14 protein-coding genes are annotated in these 14936 nt (G+C 55.8%); all 14 read left to right on the forward strand.

Annotated elements, in window-relative coordinates; all coding sequences use genetic code 11:
- Positions 1-324: 324 nt before the first annotated feature.
- The 14 genes from ppk1 to JWG43_RS04225 all read left to right on the forward strand — a co-directional run bounded on the left by ppk1 (position 325) and on the right by JWG43_RS04225 (position 14926).
- Positions 325-2547 carry a polyphosphate kinase 1 gene (ppk1, locus tag JWG43_RS04160; RefSeq protein WP_205241558.1) on the forward strand — a complete coding sequence of 741 codons (2223 nt, stop codon included), beginning with the start codon at positions 325-327 and terminating at the stop codon, positions 2545-2547.
- A 394-nt stretch (positions 2548-2941) separates the two neighbouring features.
- Positions 2942-3286: a hypothetical protein gene (locus JWG43_RS04165; RefSeq protein ID WP_205241559.1), complete on the forward strand. Its 345-nt coding sequence runs from the start codon at positions 2942-2944 to the stop codon at positions 3284-3286.
- 157 nt (positions 3287-3443) lie between these two features.
- Positions 3444-5549 carry a molybdopterin-dependent oxidoreductase gene (locus JWG43_RS04170; protein WP_205241560.1) on the forward strand — a complete coding sequence of 702 codons (2106 nt, stop codon included), beginning with the start codon at positions 3444-3446 and terminating at the stop codon, positions 5547-5549.
- A complete protein-coding gene (locus tag JWG43_RS04175; RefSeq protein WP_205241561.1) occupies positions 5546-6049 on the forward strand; it encodes a 4Fe-4S dicluster domain-containing protein in 504 nt (167 codons plus the stop codon). Before JWG43_RS04170 ends, JWG43_RS04175 begins: the two co-directional genes overlap by 4 nt.
- Before the next feature lie 14 nt (positions 6050-6063).
- On the forward strand, positions 6064-6438 hold the full coding sequence (locus JWG43_RS04180; RefSeq protein WP_205241562.1) for an NADH-quinone oxidoreductase subunit A: 375 nt from the start codon (positions 6064-6066) through the stop codon (positions 6436-6438).
- Between the two features lie 11 nt (positions 6439-6449).
- On the forward strand, positions 6450-6947 hold the full coding sequence (locus JWG43_RS04185) for an NADH-quinone oxidoreductase subunit B (RefSeq protein ID WP_240193383.1): 498 nt from the start codon (positions 6450-6452) through the stop codon (positions 6945-6947).
- A complete protein-coding gene (locus tag JWG43_RS04190; protein ID WP_205241564.1) occupies positions 6929-7534 on the forward strand; it encodes an NADH-quinone oxidoreductase subunit C in 606 nt (201 codons plus the stop codon). The genes JWG43_RS04185 and JWG43_RS04190 overlap by 19 nt, the downstream gene beginning before the upstream one ends.
- Entirely contained in the window at positions 7534-8760 is a 1227-nt protein-coding gene (locus JWG43_RS04195) for an NADH-quinone oxidoreductase subunit D (protein WP_205241565.1), read from the forward strand. The genes JWG43_RS04190 and JWG43_RS04195 overlap by 1 nt, the downstream gene beginning before the upstream one ends.
- Positions 8761-8939: 179 nt before the next feature.
- Positions 8940-9908 (forward strand): NADH-quinone oxidoreductase subunit NuoH, encoded by a 969-nt coding sequence (gene nuoH, locus JWG43_RS04200; protein ID WP_205241566.1) that lies wholly within the window; start codon positions 8940-8942, stop codon positions 9906-9908.
- 11 nt (positions 9909-9919) lie between these two features.
- Positions 9920-10558 carry an NADH-quinone oxidoreductase subunit NuoI gene (gene nuoI, locus JWG43_RS04205; protein ID WP_205241567.1) on the forward strand — a complete coding sequence of 213 codons (639 nt, stop codon included), beginning with the start codon at positions 9920-9922 and terminating at the stop codon, positions 10556-10558.
- A 13-nt stretch (positions 10559-10571) separates the two neighbouring features.
- Positions 10572-11159: an NADH-quinone oxidoreductase subunit J family protein gene (locus tag JWG43_RS04210; protein WP_205241568.1), complete on the forward strand. Its 588-nt coding sequence runs from the start codon at positions 10572-10574 to the stop codon at positions 11157-11159.
- Positions 11156-11458 carry an NADH-quinone oxidoreductase subunit NuoK gene (nuoK, locus tag JWG43_RS04215; protein WP_205241569.1) on the forward strand — a complete coding sequence of 101 codons (303 nt, stop codon included), beginning with the start codon at positions 11156-11158 and terminating at the stop codon, positions 11456-11458. Before JWG43_RS04210 ends, nuoK begins: the two co-directional genes overlap by 4 nt.
- Before the next feature lie 3 nt (positions 11459-11461).
- On the forward strand, positions 11462-13384 hold the full coding sequence (nuoL, locus tag JWG43_RS04220; protein ID WP_205241570.1) for an NADH-quinone oxidoreductase subunit L: 1923 nt from the start codon (positions 11462-11464) through the stop codon (positions 13382-13384).
- 30 nt (positions 13385-13414) lie between these two features.
- A complete protein-coding gene (locus JWG43_RS04225) occupies positions 13415-14926 on the forward strand; it encodes an NADH-quinone oxidoreductase subunit M (RefSeq protein WP_205241571.1) in 1512 nt (503 codons plus the stop codon).
- Positions 14927-14936: the final 10 nt, after the last annotated feature.

Genomic DNA, 14936 nt, shown 5'->3' on the forward strand with positions numbered 1-14936 from the left:
CATGAGATTCTCTTGCACACCGCTCTCGCATCAATGCCCTGGTTGGCTGGTAATTATTGGCAATATGAGGAAGAGTACAACGATTCCAGTGGAACTGTTGGCCGGTATTCTTTACAATATCAATGATAATTGTGTTTTCAAGCGTTCATCCGGAAACGGCAATGACCCCTTGATTTCTTATTGCGCTGTCGAGCAAAATAATAAATATATTAAATATATTCAAAATGTTATATTCTAAATCGGGCCTTGTCTCACAATGAAAATTTCTCGTATTTGGCTAGAACATATAAAGGAAGCACCGGTGTACCGTGGGGAGGATTGAGTATGGGTGTTGCAGCACGGAAAACAGAAGCAGCGAAGAAAATCGATGAACCCAAACAGGAAAAGAATCTGCCGGCGGTGCAGACCAAGCAGGTATTCGACCTCAAAGAACCTCAATGGTATCTCAACCGGGAGTTGACCTGGCTCGAATTCAACCGCCGGGTCTTCAACGAAAGTAAGGACAAACGAAATCCGTTGCTGGAACGGGTCTTTTTTCTCTCGGTAATCGGTTCCAATCTCGATGAGTTTTTCATGAAACGGATTGGCGGCCTCAAACAGCAGGTCGGGGCCGGTCTTAAACTGCTCTCCATGGACGGTCGTACATCGCAACAGCAGATAGATGAAAGTTATGAGGTAATCCGTGATATTCTCGGTCAGCAGCAGGACCTCGAGCGGGAACTGCTCGCTCTGCTCGCCCGCGAGGATATTCGCATTGTCAAGTATTCGGTGCTTAACGAGCGGCAACGGGCGAAGATGAGTGAATACTTCCTCAACAATATCTATCCGTTGCTCACTCCCCAGGGGATGGACCCTGCCCATCCCTTTCCTTTCATCTCCAACCTGTCCCTCAATCTCCTCGTCGCCACCCGCCACAGCGACAATGACCACATATATCTCAACCGGATCAAGGTACCCACCACCGGGACCGGTATCCCTCGTTTTATCCGGGTCGAAGCCGACCAGCACCTGTATGTGCTGTTCGAGGATGTGATCGCCAACAACCTGGAGAACATTTTTCCCGGGATGATCATTGACAGTTGTGAGTTGTTCCGAGTGACCCGCAACGCTATCACGGAAAAACTCTCCGACCAGGCAGTCGACTTGCTCTCCATGATTGAGTCGGCCCTGCGCGACCGCAAATTTGCCGAAATAGTCAGGCTGGAGGTCGACGGCACCATGACCAAGCAACATCGTGGCATGCTCGCTTCCCAACTGGGAATTGATTCCCGCAAGGATGTCTTTGTTGTCGATGGCATCATGGCCAAGCGCGATCTGATGGAAATCGTGGCCATTGACAAGCCGGACCTGCATTATCCGACCCACCAACCGTTGGATCACTATAAACTTTCCGGTGATTTTCCCAATATATTCCATCTCATCAGGGAAGAAGGTCCTTTTCTGCTCCAGCACCCTTATGAATCCTTCAGTTCCTCGGTTGAGCGTTTTCTCCGTGAGGCCAGTGTCGATCCCAAGGTGCTCGGCATCAAAATGACCCTCTATCGGACCTCCGCCAATTCCCAGATCATTCAATACCTGCTTGATGCGGCCCAGAACGGTAAGCAGGTTGCGGTGGTAGTGGAACTGATGGCCCGGTTCGATGAATCAGCCAACATTCACTGGGCCACTCACCTGGAAGAGGCCGGGATTCACGTCACCTACGGCGTTGTCGGTCTCAAGACCCATTCCAAGGTGATCTTTGTTGTTCGTCGGGATTTCAATGGACTTAAACGGTATGCGCATATCGGCACCGGCAACTATCATGCCGGCACGGCGAGGGCCTACTGTGATCTTGGCCTGTTGACCTGTGACCACGACATCGGCACTGACCTCACCGAATTTTTCAATTTCCTCACCCTTGGGTATGCGCCGGCAAGGACCTATAAAAAACTGCTGCCCTCTCCGAGAATTCTCAAAAAAGCCCTGCTGGAATATATCCGCCGCGAGACCGAACATCATGCCAAAGGCATTCAGGCCCTTATTCAAATGAAAACCAACGCGCTCACCGATTCGGATATTATTGCCGCTCTGTACCAGGCCTCGCAGGCCGGAGTCCCTGTGGACCTGATCGTTCGTGACAGTTGTCTGCTCCGTCCCGGTATTCCGGGGCTTTCCGAGACTATCCGGGTAGTTTCCCTGGTCGGCCGTTTTCTTGAGCATGCCCGAATCTATTATTTCCGCAACAACGGTCAGGAAGAGTACTATATCGGCTCCGCGGATCTCATGAAGCGTAATCTTGAGAGGCGGGTTGAGGTGATCGCCCCCATCGAGAACCCAATTCTGCAAACCCAATTGCGGGAAATCATCGATCTGCAGCTAGCGGATCAGCGAGGAGCCTGGGACATGCAGGCCGACGGGACCTATATCCAGAGAACCGTTAAGGCGGGCGGTGAGTATCGTTGCGCACAGGAACAGCTGATCGAGAAAAGTGAAAAGCGCCTGGCCGAAGCCAAACGTTTATACAAAAAACAGTTCTCCAAGAAAATACCAAAGCGAAAGAAGAAATAACAGTTTGCCCGGCTCTTTTACTTAAGTGCCTGTGGTGATTGCCGAATTCTACTCGGTAACCTGTAAAAAAGACCTCATCATAAAGGCGGCGGTATTCCTCCATGCTGTCGGCGTCCAGCCAACGTTCATAAGCATTCCGGTACCGTTGGCCAGGGCGCTGTTCCAACAGGATTTTGTTGATCGTGGCAATGATTTCTTCGCCCCAGGGAGTTTTCGAGCAACCCACATGACATAATCGGCTCTGAGGGTTTTCCTGGTTCTCAGTCAAGGCCACGGTAGCGATGTGTTCCCTGATTCCCATTTTTTTAGCCAGATACATGGCCTCTTCCGGCAGGCCGATCAGGGCATCGATCCGGTTGAGTATAAGTATTGTTCGCGGAAGAAATCGTTTTGCATGCATGTGGATATGTGGCTCGGTTCTGGTGCAATCTTTTTGTTTCCTGTGCATCTTTTTTGTTGCGCTTCGGGTGCGGTGACAAAGCCTTTTCGCACAAGGGCCTTGCTCGGAATTCGCTGTATTCAGCTGAGTAAAAAAACAATATTTCAGTTGAATAGATTGCATGTGGCGGCTGTAAGGCTGGATGGTATGCATCATGCAATCCTTTATCTACATACCAAGGGCAACAAGCCAACACAATCGATCAATGGGAAACCGCTCAAAATACGGATAGAGATGTTTTTCATGTTTGTTTTTTTTGATCGATCGACTGTCTGGCTTATTTTTGAGGTGATGGGATGAGAGCCCCCTTGGGAAAAAGGCAGGCTGGAAAACGCAACACGGAAATGTTGACCGCCAGGAGGGAATTTACGGATTGCTCTTGACGGATAAATATGTAGGATGGCGTGTGGGGCAAACCCCGACACAGGTATCTGAATATGCAAAACAGGGATAAGGTATGAAAGAAACGAAATACAGTATCTGCGGCATGTGCGCCGTACGTTGTCCGGTGACCGTGGAGGTGCAAGACGGCAAGCCGGTCTGGATCGAAGGGAACAGTCACGACGGCGGCATGGGGCGCAGTCTCTGTGCCAAGGGCGGAGCGGCTTTTTCCCAGCGTACCGATAAACAGAGGCCTCTCGGACCACTCCTCCGTCGGGGAAAAAGAGGGGAGGGCCAATGGCGGGAGGCATCCTGGGAAGAGGCCTACGACTATATCGCCGGGAAACTCCAAGCTATCATGGCTGAACACGGCGCACGTGCCATCATGCTGTCCGACCGTGGCGGTCCCTTTGCCGACCTTAGGCAGGCCTTTGTCAAGGCGCTGGGGTCTCCCAACTACATCAATCACGACTGCACCTGCGGCCGCAATGTGCATCATGCCTCTAAATCTGTCTACGGTCTTGGTCGGAAAGATTTCGCCTACGATTACGAAAATTCACGCCACATTGTACTTTTCGGGCGCAATATTACCGAATCACTTAAGGTCAAGGAAGTCAAGAGCTTCCTCAAAGCCATCAAAAAGGGTGCCCGGGTTACCTATATCGATCCACGGGCCTCAATCACCGCCGGTAAGGCCAGCCGCTACTGGCAGATCAAACCCGGCACTGATTATGCTCTCCTGCTGGGTATTGCTCATTATCTCGTCAACAACAATCTCTATGATCAGGATTTTGTCGGTCGCTATGTCAATGGCATGCCGGAGTTCAAGACGTTTCTCGAACCGTATACGCTTGAATGGGCCGAAGGAGAAACAGGGATTGCGGCCCGGGAGATCCAGGCGTTCTGCCATGAACTCAACGAAGACCGGCCACGGGTTATCATCCATCCCGGCTGGATGCTGGCCCGCTACCGCGATTCCTTCCATGCCTCCCGGATGATTCATATTCTCAACGCTCTCATGGGCAGCATCGAACATCCCGGCGGGCTGTTTTATCCTAAAGGACCCAAGGATGCCGGTAAAAAAGGGCTCAAGAGTCTTTCCGCCCTGGTACCCAATGTCGAGGAAGAACGGGCTGACGGCTGTGGCAGCCGGTATCCCCACTTCGATAAAGGCGCCGGTATGCTGCAGACAGCGTATGAGGCCATCGATTCCGGTGTGCCGTACCCGATCAAGGCCTATTTTGTTCATCGCCACAATCCCTTCATCGCTCTGCCCGATACCGATGAACAACGGCGGATTTTCGACAAGCTCGAATTGATTGTGGCCGTTGATGTCAATTACAGTGAGACCGCCTGGTTTGCCGATGTCATTCTTCCGGAAAATACCTTCCTCGAGCGGGACGATATCCTCCGCACCGAAAAGGGTCTCAAGCCCGGTTTTGGCCGGCGGCAGCAGTGCGTGCCCCCGGCAAACAATACCCGGCCGGGCTGGAAGATTTATGTGGAGCTGGCCCACCGCCTGGGCAAGGGTGAGTACTTTCCCTTTTCTTCCATTGAGGAGATCTGGCAGTATCAGCTGCAGGACACCGGCTTTTCTCCGGCCGATTTCGATGCCAAGGGCTTTGTCAAATTAAGTGACAAGGCGCTCTGGCATGACCGGGATCAGCTTAAATTCGGCACTGAATCGGGTCGCATCGAAATAGTCAACCAGAAATGGGCCGCCATGGGCGTGGCATCCCTGCCGCCCTACGTGGCCCCCGAACAACCACCGGAGGGCAGTTTCCGGCTGCTGTTTGGCCGTAACGGCTACCAGGCCCACGGTCAACATCAGAACAATCCTATCCTCTGTGAACTCCTCGACACTAACCGGTTGTGGATCAACACCGCCGCGGCCGGGAAACTGGGCATCAAGGACGGTGATCCCGTGGAGGTGGCCAACGGTGACACCCGGGGCATTATTCGGGCCCGGGTCACGGATCTCATTCATCCCCAGGCGGTGTTCATGCTCCATGGATTCGGTACCGATGTGCCTGCCAAGAAACGTGCTTTTGGCAAAGGACTGGCGGACCAGGTGTTCATGAAGGGCAAACTGAAAGAGTGGGACCATGCCGGCGGCGGCCTCAATCTTGCCGAGACTTTTGTCACCGTTACCCCGGCACAGGCAGGAGGAGAACAGTCATGAGTAAATATATTGTCACCCAGGAAGTGGCCGATTGCATTGGTTGTCGGGCGTGTGAAGTCCATTGCAAGGACAAGAACAACAGCGGCCCTGGCGCCTTTTACTGCCGTATGATCGAGGTGGTCTCCGAGCAGAGCAGTCCGCCAGCCATTGATTATGTCTATCTCTCCTGCTTCCACTGTGAAAAGGCCTGGTGCGTCGACGCCTGCCCCACCGGGGCCATGGAACGTCGGGATCAGGATGGCATTGTTTTTGTGGTCGACAGTGCCTGTGTCGGTTGCAAGGCCTGCATAACCGCCTGCCCCTGGTCTGTGCCCCAGTGGAACCCGAATACCGGCAAGGTGGGCAAATGTGACTTATGTATGGACCGGATCGATGCCGGCCTGGAACCGGCCTGTGTCAGCAAGTGTACCACCGGTTGTCTGCAGTTCTCCACCCCGGCCGAGGCCTCGGAGGCCAGACGACAAGCCTTTGCTGAACAATTGCTGCAAAATCGACGCTGAAAGGAGTCGCGGATATGGTCGCCCCCTCAGTCCCCCAGGAATATCTCGGCATCTTTCTGCTGCTGATCTTCAGTTTTCTCTTTGGCACGCTGATCCTGTTTCTGGGCCGATATTTTCGTCTGAACCGGCCGTATCGGGATAAACTGATCGCCTACGAATCAGGCAACGAACCGACCCGGGAACCGCGAATGCGTTTTTCGGTGAAGTTTTATCTGATCGCCATTCTGTTTGTGGTGTTCGACATCGAGGCCATTTATCTCTATCCCTGGGCCGTGACCTATGACATGCTTGGTGTTTTTGCCCTGGTGGAGATGCTGCTGTTCATCTTTCTCCTCTTGGTCGCCTTTGTCTACGCCTGGAAAAAGGGAGTTTTTCAATGGGAGAAGTAACCGTACCCTCCATGGTTCGCCTGGAAGAGGGCGTGCGCTGGATTCCTGGGGCTAATGCCTTGCTGGGACCGCTGAACAAGTTGGTCAACTGGGGTCGGGCCGGATCGATCTGGCCGGTGACCTTTGGTCTGGCCTGCTGCGCTATTGAAATGATGGATGCAGGGGCGTCGACCAACGATCTGGATCGCTTCGGCATCCTGTTTCGTGCCAGTCCCCGCCAGGGTGACTGCCTGGTGGTCGCCGGCACTGTGAGCAAGAAAATGGCTCCCGTGCTGCGGCGGGTGTACGATCAGATGCCCGAACCCCGTTATGTACTGGCCATGGGCAGTTGCGCCTGCAGCGGCGGTGTCTTCGATACCTACGCCGTAACCCAGGGGGTGGATCAGATCATGCCCGTGGACGTGTATGTCCCAGGTTGCCCCCCCCGGCCCGAGGCGCTGATGGAAGGGTTTATCAAACTACAGGAAAAGATTCTCAAGGAGCAGTTTCGATGGAGTCAATGGCGATAGCCGATGGGCTGCAGGCCAGGTTTCCCGAAGAGATCCTGCAATGCTTCTCCTTTCAGGGGCAGGTCGGGGTGGGCATCCGTCCCGACCGGGTGGTGGAGATTCTTGGCTGGCTGCGGGATGATCAGGCCATGCGGATGGATCATCTCCGTTCCCTCTGCGGGGTTGACAATGCCCGGAGAAAAAATGGCGGCTTGGGTCGGTTTGAGGTGGTCTACAACCTCTACTCCATTGCCCTGCGCCATGAGATTCGTATTCGCGCCCAATTGACCGAAGAAGACCCAAGCATCGATTCCGTGGTCAGCCTCTGGTCCGGCGCTGACTGGATGGAACGGGAAACCTATGATCTCATGGGGATCCGGTTCAACGGTCATCCCAATCTTCGCCGGGTTCTGCTTCCCGATGACTGGGAAGGGCACCCCCTGCGCAAGGAGTACCCTCTTCGCGGCCGGGGTGAGTGGGTCGGCATCACCGACCTGCAGGCGAAGCTTGAGGAACTCGATGCCCATGGCTTCAAAGCCGATGATCCGGGTCCTGAAGCAGGTGATGCAGGCGATGCCGCGACCGGCAAACGGAAAGGAGATTGCTGATGAGCGTGCCGAGCAGAAAAATCCTCGAAGTGCCGGTGGCTGATGGTGAGAACGAACGGTATTCCCTGCGCATGGGACCGCAGCATCCGGCCACCCATGGTGTGCTCCGGGTCGACCTCGACCTGGATGGGGAAACCATTATGCGCTGTACGCCCCAGGTGGGCTATCTGCACCGGGGCTTTGAAAAGCTGGCGGAGAACCGGACCTATGCCCAGGCTCTGATTCTCACCGACCGGCTGGACTATATCGGCGCCATGGCCAACAATGTCGGCTACTGTGTTGCCGTGGAACGACTGCTGGGCATCTCGGTGCCCATGCGGGCCAAGTATATCCGCACCATTGCCGCCGAGATGTCGCGCCTCAGCTCGCATCTGCTCTGGCTGGCCACCCACGCCCTCGATGTCGGTGCCATGACCGTTTTTCTTTACTGCTTCCGCGAACGTGAGATTCTTCTCGACCTGTTCGAGGAGCTGTGCGGCGCCCGGCTGACTTATTCCTACCCCCGCATCGGTGGTGTCCGTCAGGATGTCACCTCGCGCTTTGTTGATGAACTCGGACGCTTTATCGACATCTTTCCGTCTCGAATCGAAGAGTACGAAACCCTGATCGATACCAACCGCATCTGGTTGAAGCGCACCGTGGGGGTCGGCAAACTCAGTGGCGCCGAGGCCCTGGCCCTGGGGATCACCGGCGCCTGCCTGCGCGGATCCGGTGTCGATTATGATCTGCGCAAGCATCAGCCCTACGATGCCTACGATCAGGTCGACTTTGAGGTGCCCCTGGGCAGCGACGGTGATGTCTATGCCCGGTACCGCTGCCGTATGGAGGAAATGCACCAGTCGATCCGTATTATCCGCCAGTGTCTCGACCAGCTCCCTCCCGGCCCGATCATCGGGCCGGATGCCCCGGACCTGATCATGGCCAATCGTGCCCCGGCCCGGATGGCAGCAGGCAGTAATCGCTATGGCGGTGGATTGATTCAATTGATCCGGGATCAGGATCTGTTCCCGTCCGGTGATATCTATGTGGCCACTGAAGTGCCCAAGGGTGAACTTGGATTTTACTTTATTTCCGAGGGTAGCAACCGGCCGTATCGGATGCATATCCGTTCGCCGTCCTTCATGCATATCAGCGCCCTGGCGGTCGTTGCCCGGGGCGGACTGATCGCCGATCTGATCGCCAATATCGGCAGCTTGGATGTGGTACTTGGAGAATCGGACCGGTGAGCCTTCCCGCCGGTCCCGTTGCCTGACGCGTGGCCACCTGGCAGGGATATTCTGTTCTCAATCGCGATGCGCTGGTGATGAACCCCGCGGCATATATGCTTGTTTTGAGGAGTGTGTGCCGGGCCGCCGGGATTCAAGGAAAACAGCCGTTTCTGGATGAGCACTAACAAGGGGAAAAAATGACTGTTCTCACTATGCTTCTGCATATCGTCGTGCTGGTTGTCGTGGTTCTGCTGCACGTCGCCTATGCCACCTATTTCGAGCGTAAGATCATCGGTCGCATGCAGGTGCGCATGGGGCCGATGCGGGTCGGCTGGCATGGCCTGCTTCAGCCCATCGCCGACGGGGTCAAGAGTTTTTTCAAGGAAGACATCATTCCCGAGCGTGCCGACCAAACGCTGTTCCGCATTGCCCCGGTCATCTGTCTGGTAGCGATGATGTCGTCCCTGGCGGTTTTGCCTTTTGCCGAGGGCTGGGTCCTGGCGGACATCGATATCGGCCTGCTGTTCATCTTCGGCATGAGTGCCCTGGCTGCCTATGGTGTGGTTCTTGCCGGCTGGTCCTCGAACTCGAAGTACAGTTTTTTTGGCGGCATGCGGTCCATGGCTCAAGTCATCAGCTATGAGATCGCCATGGGATTGAGCCTGGTCGGGGTGATGCTGATGGCCGGATCACTCAACCTCAGTGAGATTGTCAGGGCTCAGGGGGATTCGCTATTCGGCATGTACCTCCTGCCTCAGTGTGTCGGTTTTTTTGTGTTCTTCATTGCCATGCTCGCCGAGACCAACCGGGTGCCTTTTGATCTGCCCGAGGCCGAAACCGAGCTGGTATCCGGGTACAGCACCGAATACAGCGGCATGCGCTATGCCATGTTTTTCATGGCTGAATACATTGGCATGCTGATGATGGCCTCCATCGGGACCATCTGCTTCCTCGGCGGCTGGCACGGACCATTTGCGGTGCCCTTTTTTCCCCCGTTCTGGTTTGTGCTCAAGGTGTATCTGTTCATGTTTGCCTTTATCTGGATCCGCGCCACCTTGCCCCGCTATCGCTATGATCAGCTCATGGGACTGGGGTGGAAACTGCTCATACCCCTGGCGTTGGCCAATATCGTTGTCACCGCCGGTGTCAAGGCCCTGATCGGCTGAGGAGAGGCACCATGCAGATTCAGTACAAACCAAAACGTTCGTGGCTAGGTACCATCCTTCACGTAGAGATTATCAAGGGCCTGTCCCTGACCCTGCGCAAACTCTTTTCCCGACCTGTCACCCGGCAGTACCCGGAAGAAAAGCCCGAGATCCGTCGTGGTTTCCGTGGTCAGCATGCCCTGGTCCGCGACCCGCAAACCGGGACAAGCAAGTGTATCGGCTGCATGCGCTGCGCGGTGGTCTGTCCTTCCCGATGTATTCGTATCCGCATCCATAAGGAACCGGCGACCGGCAACCGCCGTATTATCGACTGCTATCGTATCGAGGCCTTGCGTTGCGTCTACTGCGGGTATTGTGAAGAGGTCTGTCCGGTGAACGCCATTGTTCTCACCGAGGTGTTTGAATACAGCTCCAATGATCGGCCCTCACTCTTTTTCACCATGGAGCAGTTGCTGGGCAACTGGGACCGGTTTGCCGCCCAGCTGCAAGGGCCGGTGGACGAATATGTCAATCCCTTCTGGCGGCCGCGCGGTCTGCCGGAACACACGCTGCCCGCACCCAAGCGTCTGCCTGTTTCCCGCGAGTGGAGCGGGGAAGAACAGGTGGTGGGTAAAAACTGGCGCCGGCATCACCGGCCGGAACAATCTTGAGAGAGGGGTATCGATGCTGACCCAGTTATTTTTTGGTTACTGTGCCCTGATGATCATCATGAGCGGCATTCTGGCCATCAGTCTGCGCAATCCCGTCCATTGCGTGCTCATGGTCCTGGTCATGTTCTTGCACATGGCCGGGCTCTATCTGACCCTCAATGCCGAATTTCTGGCCGCGGTGCAGATCATTGTCTATGCGGGTGCCGTGCTGGTCCTGTATCTCTTTGTTCTGTTTCTGGTCAGCCTCCGCGATGAGATACGCCTCAATCCCTTTGTCGGCAATGTCTGGATCGGCCGGGGCATCGCCATCGGCCTGGCACTGGCTCTGATCACCGTGCTGCCCTCCTTTATCCCCGGCGAGAGGGGAGATTGGCCGTTGGCGGCAGTGCGGGAGGTGACCCATACCAAAGCCATGGGGTTGGAGTTGTACACCACCTACCTCTTAGCCTTTGAAATTGCCGGTCTGATTCTGCTGGTGGCGGTTATCGGCGGCCTGGTTCTGGCGCGACGAGAGCAGGGACAGCCGCCGGATCACGAGGGGGACGAGGTTGTCCCCCCTGCCCATCGCCAGTTGGACAACAATGAGGAGGTGCGTCGATGATTCCCCTTTCCTGGTATATGGCCCTGGCCACCATTCTGTTCTGCATCGGTGTCTGCGGGTTTCTCACCCGGCGCAATGTCATTGTCATGCTGCTGTCCATCGAACTGATGCTCAATGGTGTCAATATCAACCTGGTGGCGATGAGTTATTTTCTCGAATCCATGCGCGGGCAGGTCTTCACCTTTTTCATCATCACCGTGGCCGCTGCTGAAGCCGCCATCGGGCTTGGTATCGCCATCGCCCTGTACCGGAGCCGGCGCACGGTACACGTTGACAACCTCAACCAACTCAAGGGGTAAACCATGCCGGTTTCTTTGCTCGCCATACCGTTTCTGCCCCTGGCCTCCTTTGTGCTGACCCTGCTGGTGGGGAAACGCCTCGGCACCAGGGCCCACTGGGTGCCGATCATCACTGTTCTGCTGGCCTTTTTCTTTTCTCTGCTCGCCTTTTTCCGGGTGCTGTCCGGGGAAATCATCAACCAGGACCTCTATACCTGGATCAGTTCCGGCTCCCTGACCGTCTCGGTCGGTTTTCTGGTCGACCAGCTGACCGCGGTCATGCTTATTGTCGTTACCAGCGTCAGCGCCCTGGTCCATATCTATTCAGTGGGCTACATGAAGGGAGAGGAGGGCTACTATCGTTTTTTCGCCTACCTGAGCCTGTTCACTTTTTCCATGCTCATGCTGGTGATGGGCAACAATTTCCTCCAGCTCTTTTTCGGCTGGGAAGCGGTGGGCCTGTCTTCCTACCTGCTCATTGGCTTTTACTACGAAAAGAAATCCGCTGCTGATGCCGGGAAAAAAGCCTTCATAGTCAACCGCTTTGGTGATTTTGGTTTTATCATTGGCCTGCTGCTCATCTTCACCCAGTTCGGCAGCCTCCATTATCACGAAGTCTTTGGCAGTGCCGATTCCATTGCCGGCCAGTCCATCAGCCTGCTTGGACTCGAGGCGGGAGTGGCCACGGTCATTGCCCTGCTGTTGTTCTGCGGCGCCATCGGTAAATCAGCCCAGCTGCCGCTCCATGTCTGGTTGCCCGACGCCATGGAAGGGCCTACTCCGGTCAGCGCCCTGATCCATGCCGCCACCATGGTCACGGCCGGTGTGTTCCTGGTGGCCCGCTGCAGTCCGATCTTCGAACTGTCGACCTTCACCCTCAACCTGATCACCATCGTGGGTGCGCTCACCGCCCTGTTTGCCGCCACCATCGCTCTGGTGCAGACCGACATCAAGCGGGTAGTGGCCTATTCCACGGTCAGCCAGCTGGCCTACATGTTTATCGCTTGCGGTGTCGGCGCCTATTCCGCCGGTATTTTCCACCTGTTTACCCACGCCTATTTCAAGGCCCTGCTGTTTCTCGGCTGCGGTTCGGTGATCCTGGCCATGCATCACGAGCAGGATGCCCGCTCCATGGGCGGCCTCAAGGCGGTTATGCCCATTACCTATGCGACCTTCCTCATCGCCTCCCTCTCCATATCTGGGATGCCGGGGCTGGCCGGTTTTTTCAGTAAGGACGAGATTCTGCTCATGGCCTTCAATACCCACCTCGGGGCGGGGAAATTCGCCTGGGCCATCGGTACCCTGGTGGCCTTCATGACCGCCTTGTATTCCTTCCGACTGCTGTTTCTCATCTTCCATGGGTCATTCCGCGGCAGCGAACAACAGCGCAGCCACCTCCATGAATCACCCCGGGTGGTCACCGTGCCCCTGATTCTGCTGGCCATCGGCGCGGTTGGCGCCGGCTGGTTCGGCGTGCCTTCCGTCCTCGGTGGCAGCAACCACTGGGCCCATTTTCTCGAGCCGGTGCTCGGTCATCCCCATGTGCATCTTTCCGGCCTGACCGAGGCCCTGCTCATGGGCAGTTCCGTCCTGGCCGGCGTCCTGGGTATCGCTCTGGCCTGGTATCTGTACCTGGTTCGTCCCGATCTGCCCGGGGTCCTGGCCCAGCGTTTTTCCTCCTGCCATCGCCTGCTCGCCAACAAATACTATGTCGATGAATTGTATGATCGATTCATCGTCAAGCCGACCCTGACCTTCAGCCGGCGGGTACTGCTCCGGCTGGTTGATCTGGCCTGCATCGAGTTTGTCGTCAACGGCATCCCCCGCGCCATCGGTTCCCTGGCGGAGAAGATGCGGCGGGTGCAGGATGGATACGTCTCGCATTACCTTGCCTGGATGGGCGGCGGCGCCCTGGTGATCCTTGTCGTTCTTCTCGTCCGGATCTAACCCGAAACACCAATTGAGGAAACGTCGTCCATGTCGATACCTCTGCTCAGCACCCTGATCTTTTTTCCGATTCTCGGCGGGCTTTCGCTGCTGTTTATCGCCCGGGACCAGACCGCAACCCTGAGGATGATGGCCCTGATCATCACCCTGATCGAATTGCTGCTGGTCCTGCCCCTGTTTCTGCTCTTTGATAAAACCACCCCGGTGATGCAGTTTCAGGAGCACCACTCCTGGATCAGTGCCCTGAACATCAACTACTCGCTGGGGATTGACGGCATCAGTATCCTGTTTGTCTTCCTCACCGCCCTGATCATGGTCCTCTCCATTCTGGTTTCCTGGGAGAGCATCAGCACCAAGGTAAAGGAATTCTTCATCGCCATGCTGATCCTGGAGGGGGCGATGATGGGGGTCTTCCTGGCCACCGATTTTTTCCTGTTTTATATTTTCTGGGAAGCCATGCTTATCCCGATGTTTCTCATCATCGGCGTCTGGGGTGGGCCAAAGCGGATCTACGCCACGGTCAAGTTCTTTCTGTTCACTCTTCTGGGCAGCCTGCTTCTGCTGGTGGGCATCATCCTGCTGTATATCAACGGCGGTCAGACCTTCGATATTATCAAGCTGGCCGGGCAATCCTATCCGCTTAAACTGCAACTCATCCTCTTCTGGGCTTTTTTTGCTGCCTTCGCGGTCAAGGTGCCGATGTGGCCGGTGCACACCTGGCTGCCGGATGCCCATACCGAAGCCCCGGCCGCCGGCTCGGTGATCCTCGCCGGGGTGCTGATCAAGATGGGTGCCTATGGCTTCCTCCGTTTTTCCCTGCCCATTCTTCCCGATGCCACCCGGGAGATGCTGCTGCCCATGCTCATCCTGTCAGTGATTGCCATTGTCTACGGGGCCATTATCTGTCTTGCTCAGACTGATCTCAAACGACTGATCGCCTACAGTTCGGTCAGCCACATGGGCTTTGTCACCCTGGGACTTTTCGCCCTCAACCAGCGCGGCCTGGAAGGCTCCATTCTCCAGATGATCAACCACGGCATCATCACCGGAGCACTGTTTCTCGCCATCGGCATGATCTATGAGCGCACTCATACCAGGGAGATCGCCTCGTACGGCGGCCTGGCCTCGACCATGCCGGTTTTTGCCGGTTTTTTTCTGCTCTTCACCCTGGCTGCGGTGGGACTGCCGGGCACCAACGGTTTTATCGGCGAATTTCTCATTCTGCTTGGCGGCTTTGAACGGCTCCCCTGGACCGCGGTTTTTGCTGCCACCGGTCTCATTCTTGGGGCCTGGTACATGCTCTGGCTTTACCAACGGCTGTTTTTCAATGAAGTCAAAGAGGAGATGCGGGGCCTGCCCGAACTTAACCTGCGGGAGATTATCACCCTGGCACCCATGGTCCTGTTAATATTCTGGATCGGTCTCTACCCCAATGCGCTGCTCAGCTACCTCCATGTGTCCGTGGTCCATCTCCTTGAACAGGTCCATGGCGGGGGAGTGGAAGGGTCGATCCAGTCATTGAGCCTGGCCCTTTCCCCGTGAAACAGGTTCT

The organism is Desulfobulbus alkaliphilus, assembly GCF_016918545.1.
GTDB classification, from domain to species: domain Bacteria; phylum Desulfobacterota; class Desulfobulbia; order Desulfobulbales; family Desulfobulbaceae; genus Desulfobulbus; species Desulfobulbus alkaliphilus.

What these genes read in the sequence shown, in the direction of transcription:
- nuoI (WP_205241567.1), top strand. Translation starts at nt 9,920, where the DNA reads ATGCAGATTCAGTACAAACCAAAACGTTCGTGGCTAGGTACCATCCTT.
- nuoL (WP_205241570.1), top strand. Translation starts at nt 11,462, where the DNA reads ATGCCGGTTTCTTTGCTCGCCATACCGTTTCTGCCCCTGGCCTCCTTT.
- JWG43_RS04170 (WP_205241560.1), top strand. Translation starts at nt 3,444, where the DNA reads ATGAAAGAAACGAAATACAGTATCTGCGGCATGTGCGCCGTACGTTGT.
- JWG43_RS04225 (WP_205241571.1), top strand. Translation starts at nt 13,415, where the DNA reads ATGTCGATACCTCTGCTCAGCACCCTGATCTTTTTTCCGATTCTCGGC.
- JWG43_RS04180 (WP_205241562.1), top strand. Translation starts at nt 6,064, where the DNA reads ATGGTCGCCCCCTCAGTCCCCCAGGAATATCTCGGCATCTTTCTGCTG.
- ppk1 (WP_205241558.1), top strand. Translation starts at nt 325, where the DNA reads ATGGGTGTTGCAGCACGGAAAACAGAAGCAGCGAAGAAAATCGATGAA.
- JWG43_RS04190 (WP_205241564.1), top strand. Translation starts at nt 6,929, where the DNA reads ATGGAGTCAATGGCGATAGCCGATGGGCTGCAGGCCAGGTTTCCCGAA.
- JWG43_RS04175 (WP_205241561.1), top strand. Translation starts at nt 5,546, where the DNA reads ATGAGTAAATATATTGTCACCCAGGAAGTGGCCGATTGCATTGGTTGT.
- JWG43_RS04195 (WP_205241565.1), top strand. Translation starts at nt 7,534, where the DNA reads ATGAGCGTGCCGAGCAGAAAAATCCTCGAAGTGCCGGTGGCTGATGGT.
- nuoK (WP_205241569.1), top strand. Translation starts at nt 11,156, where the DNA reads ATGATTCCCCTTTCCTGGTATATGGCCCTGGCCACCATTCTGTTCTGC.
- JWG43_RS04185 (WP_240193383.1), top strand. Translation starts at nt 6,450, where the DNA reads ATGGTTCGCCTGGAAGAGGGCGTGCGCTGGATTCCTGGGGCTAATGCC.
- JWG43_RS04165 (WP_205241559.1), top strand. Translation starts at nt 2,942, where the DNA reads ATGCATGTGGATATGTGGCTCGGTTCTGGTGCAATCTTTTTGTTTCCT.
- JWG43_RS04210 (WP_205241568.1), top strand. Translation starts at nt 10,572, where the DNA reads ATGCTGACCCAGTTATTTTTTGGTTACTGTGCCCTGATGATCATCATG.
- nuoH (WP_205241566.1), top strand. Translation starts at nt 8,940, where the DNA reads ATGACTGTTCTCACTATGCTTCTGCATATCGTCGTGCTGGTTGTCGTG.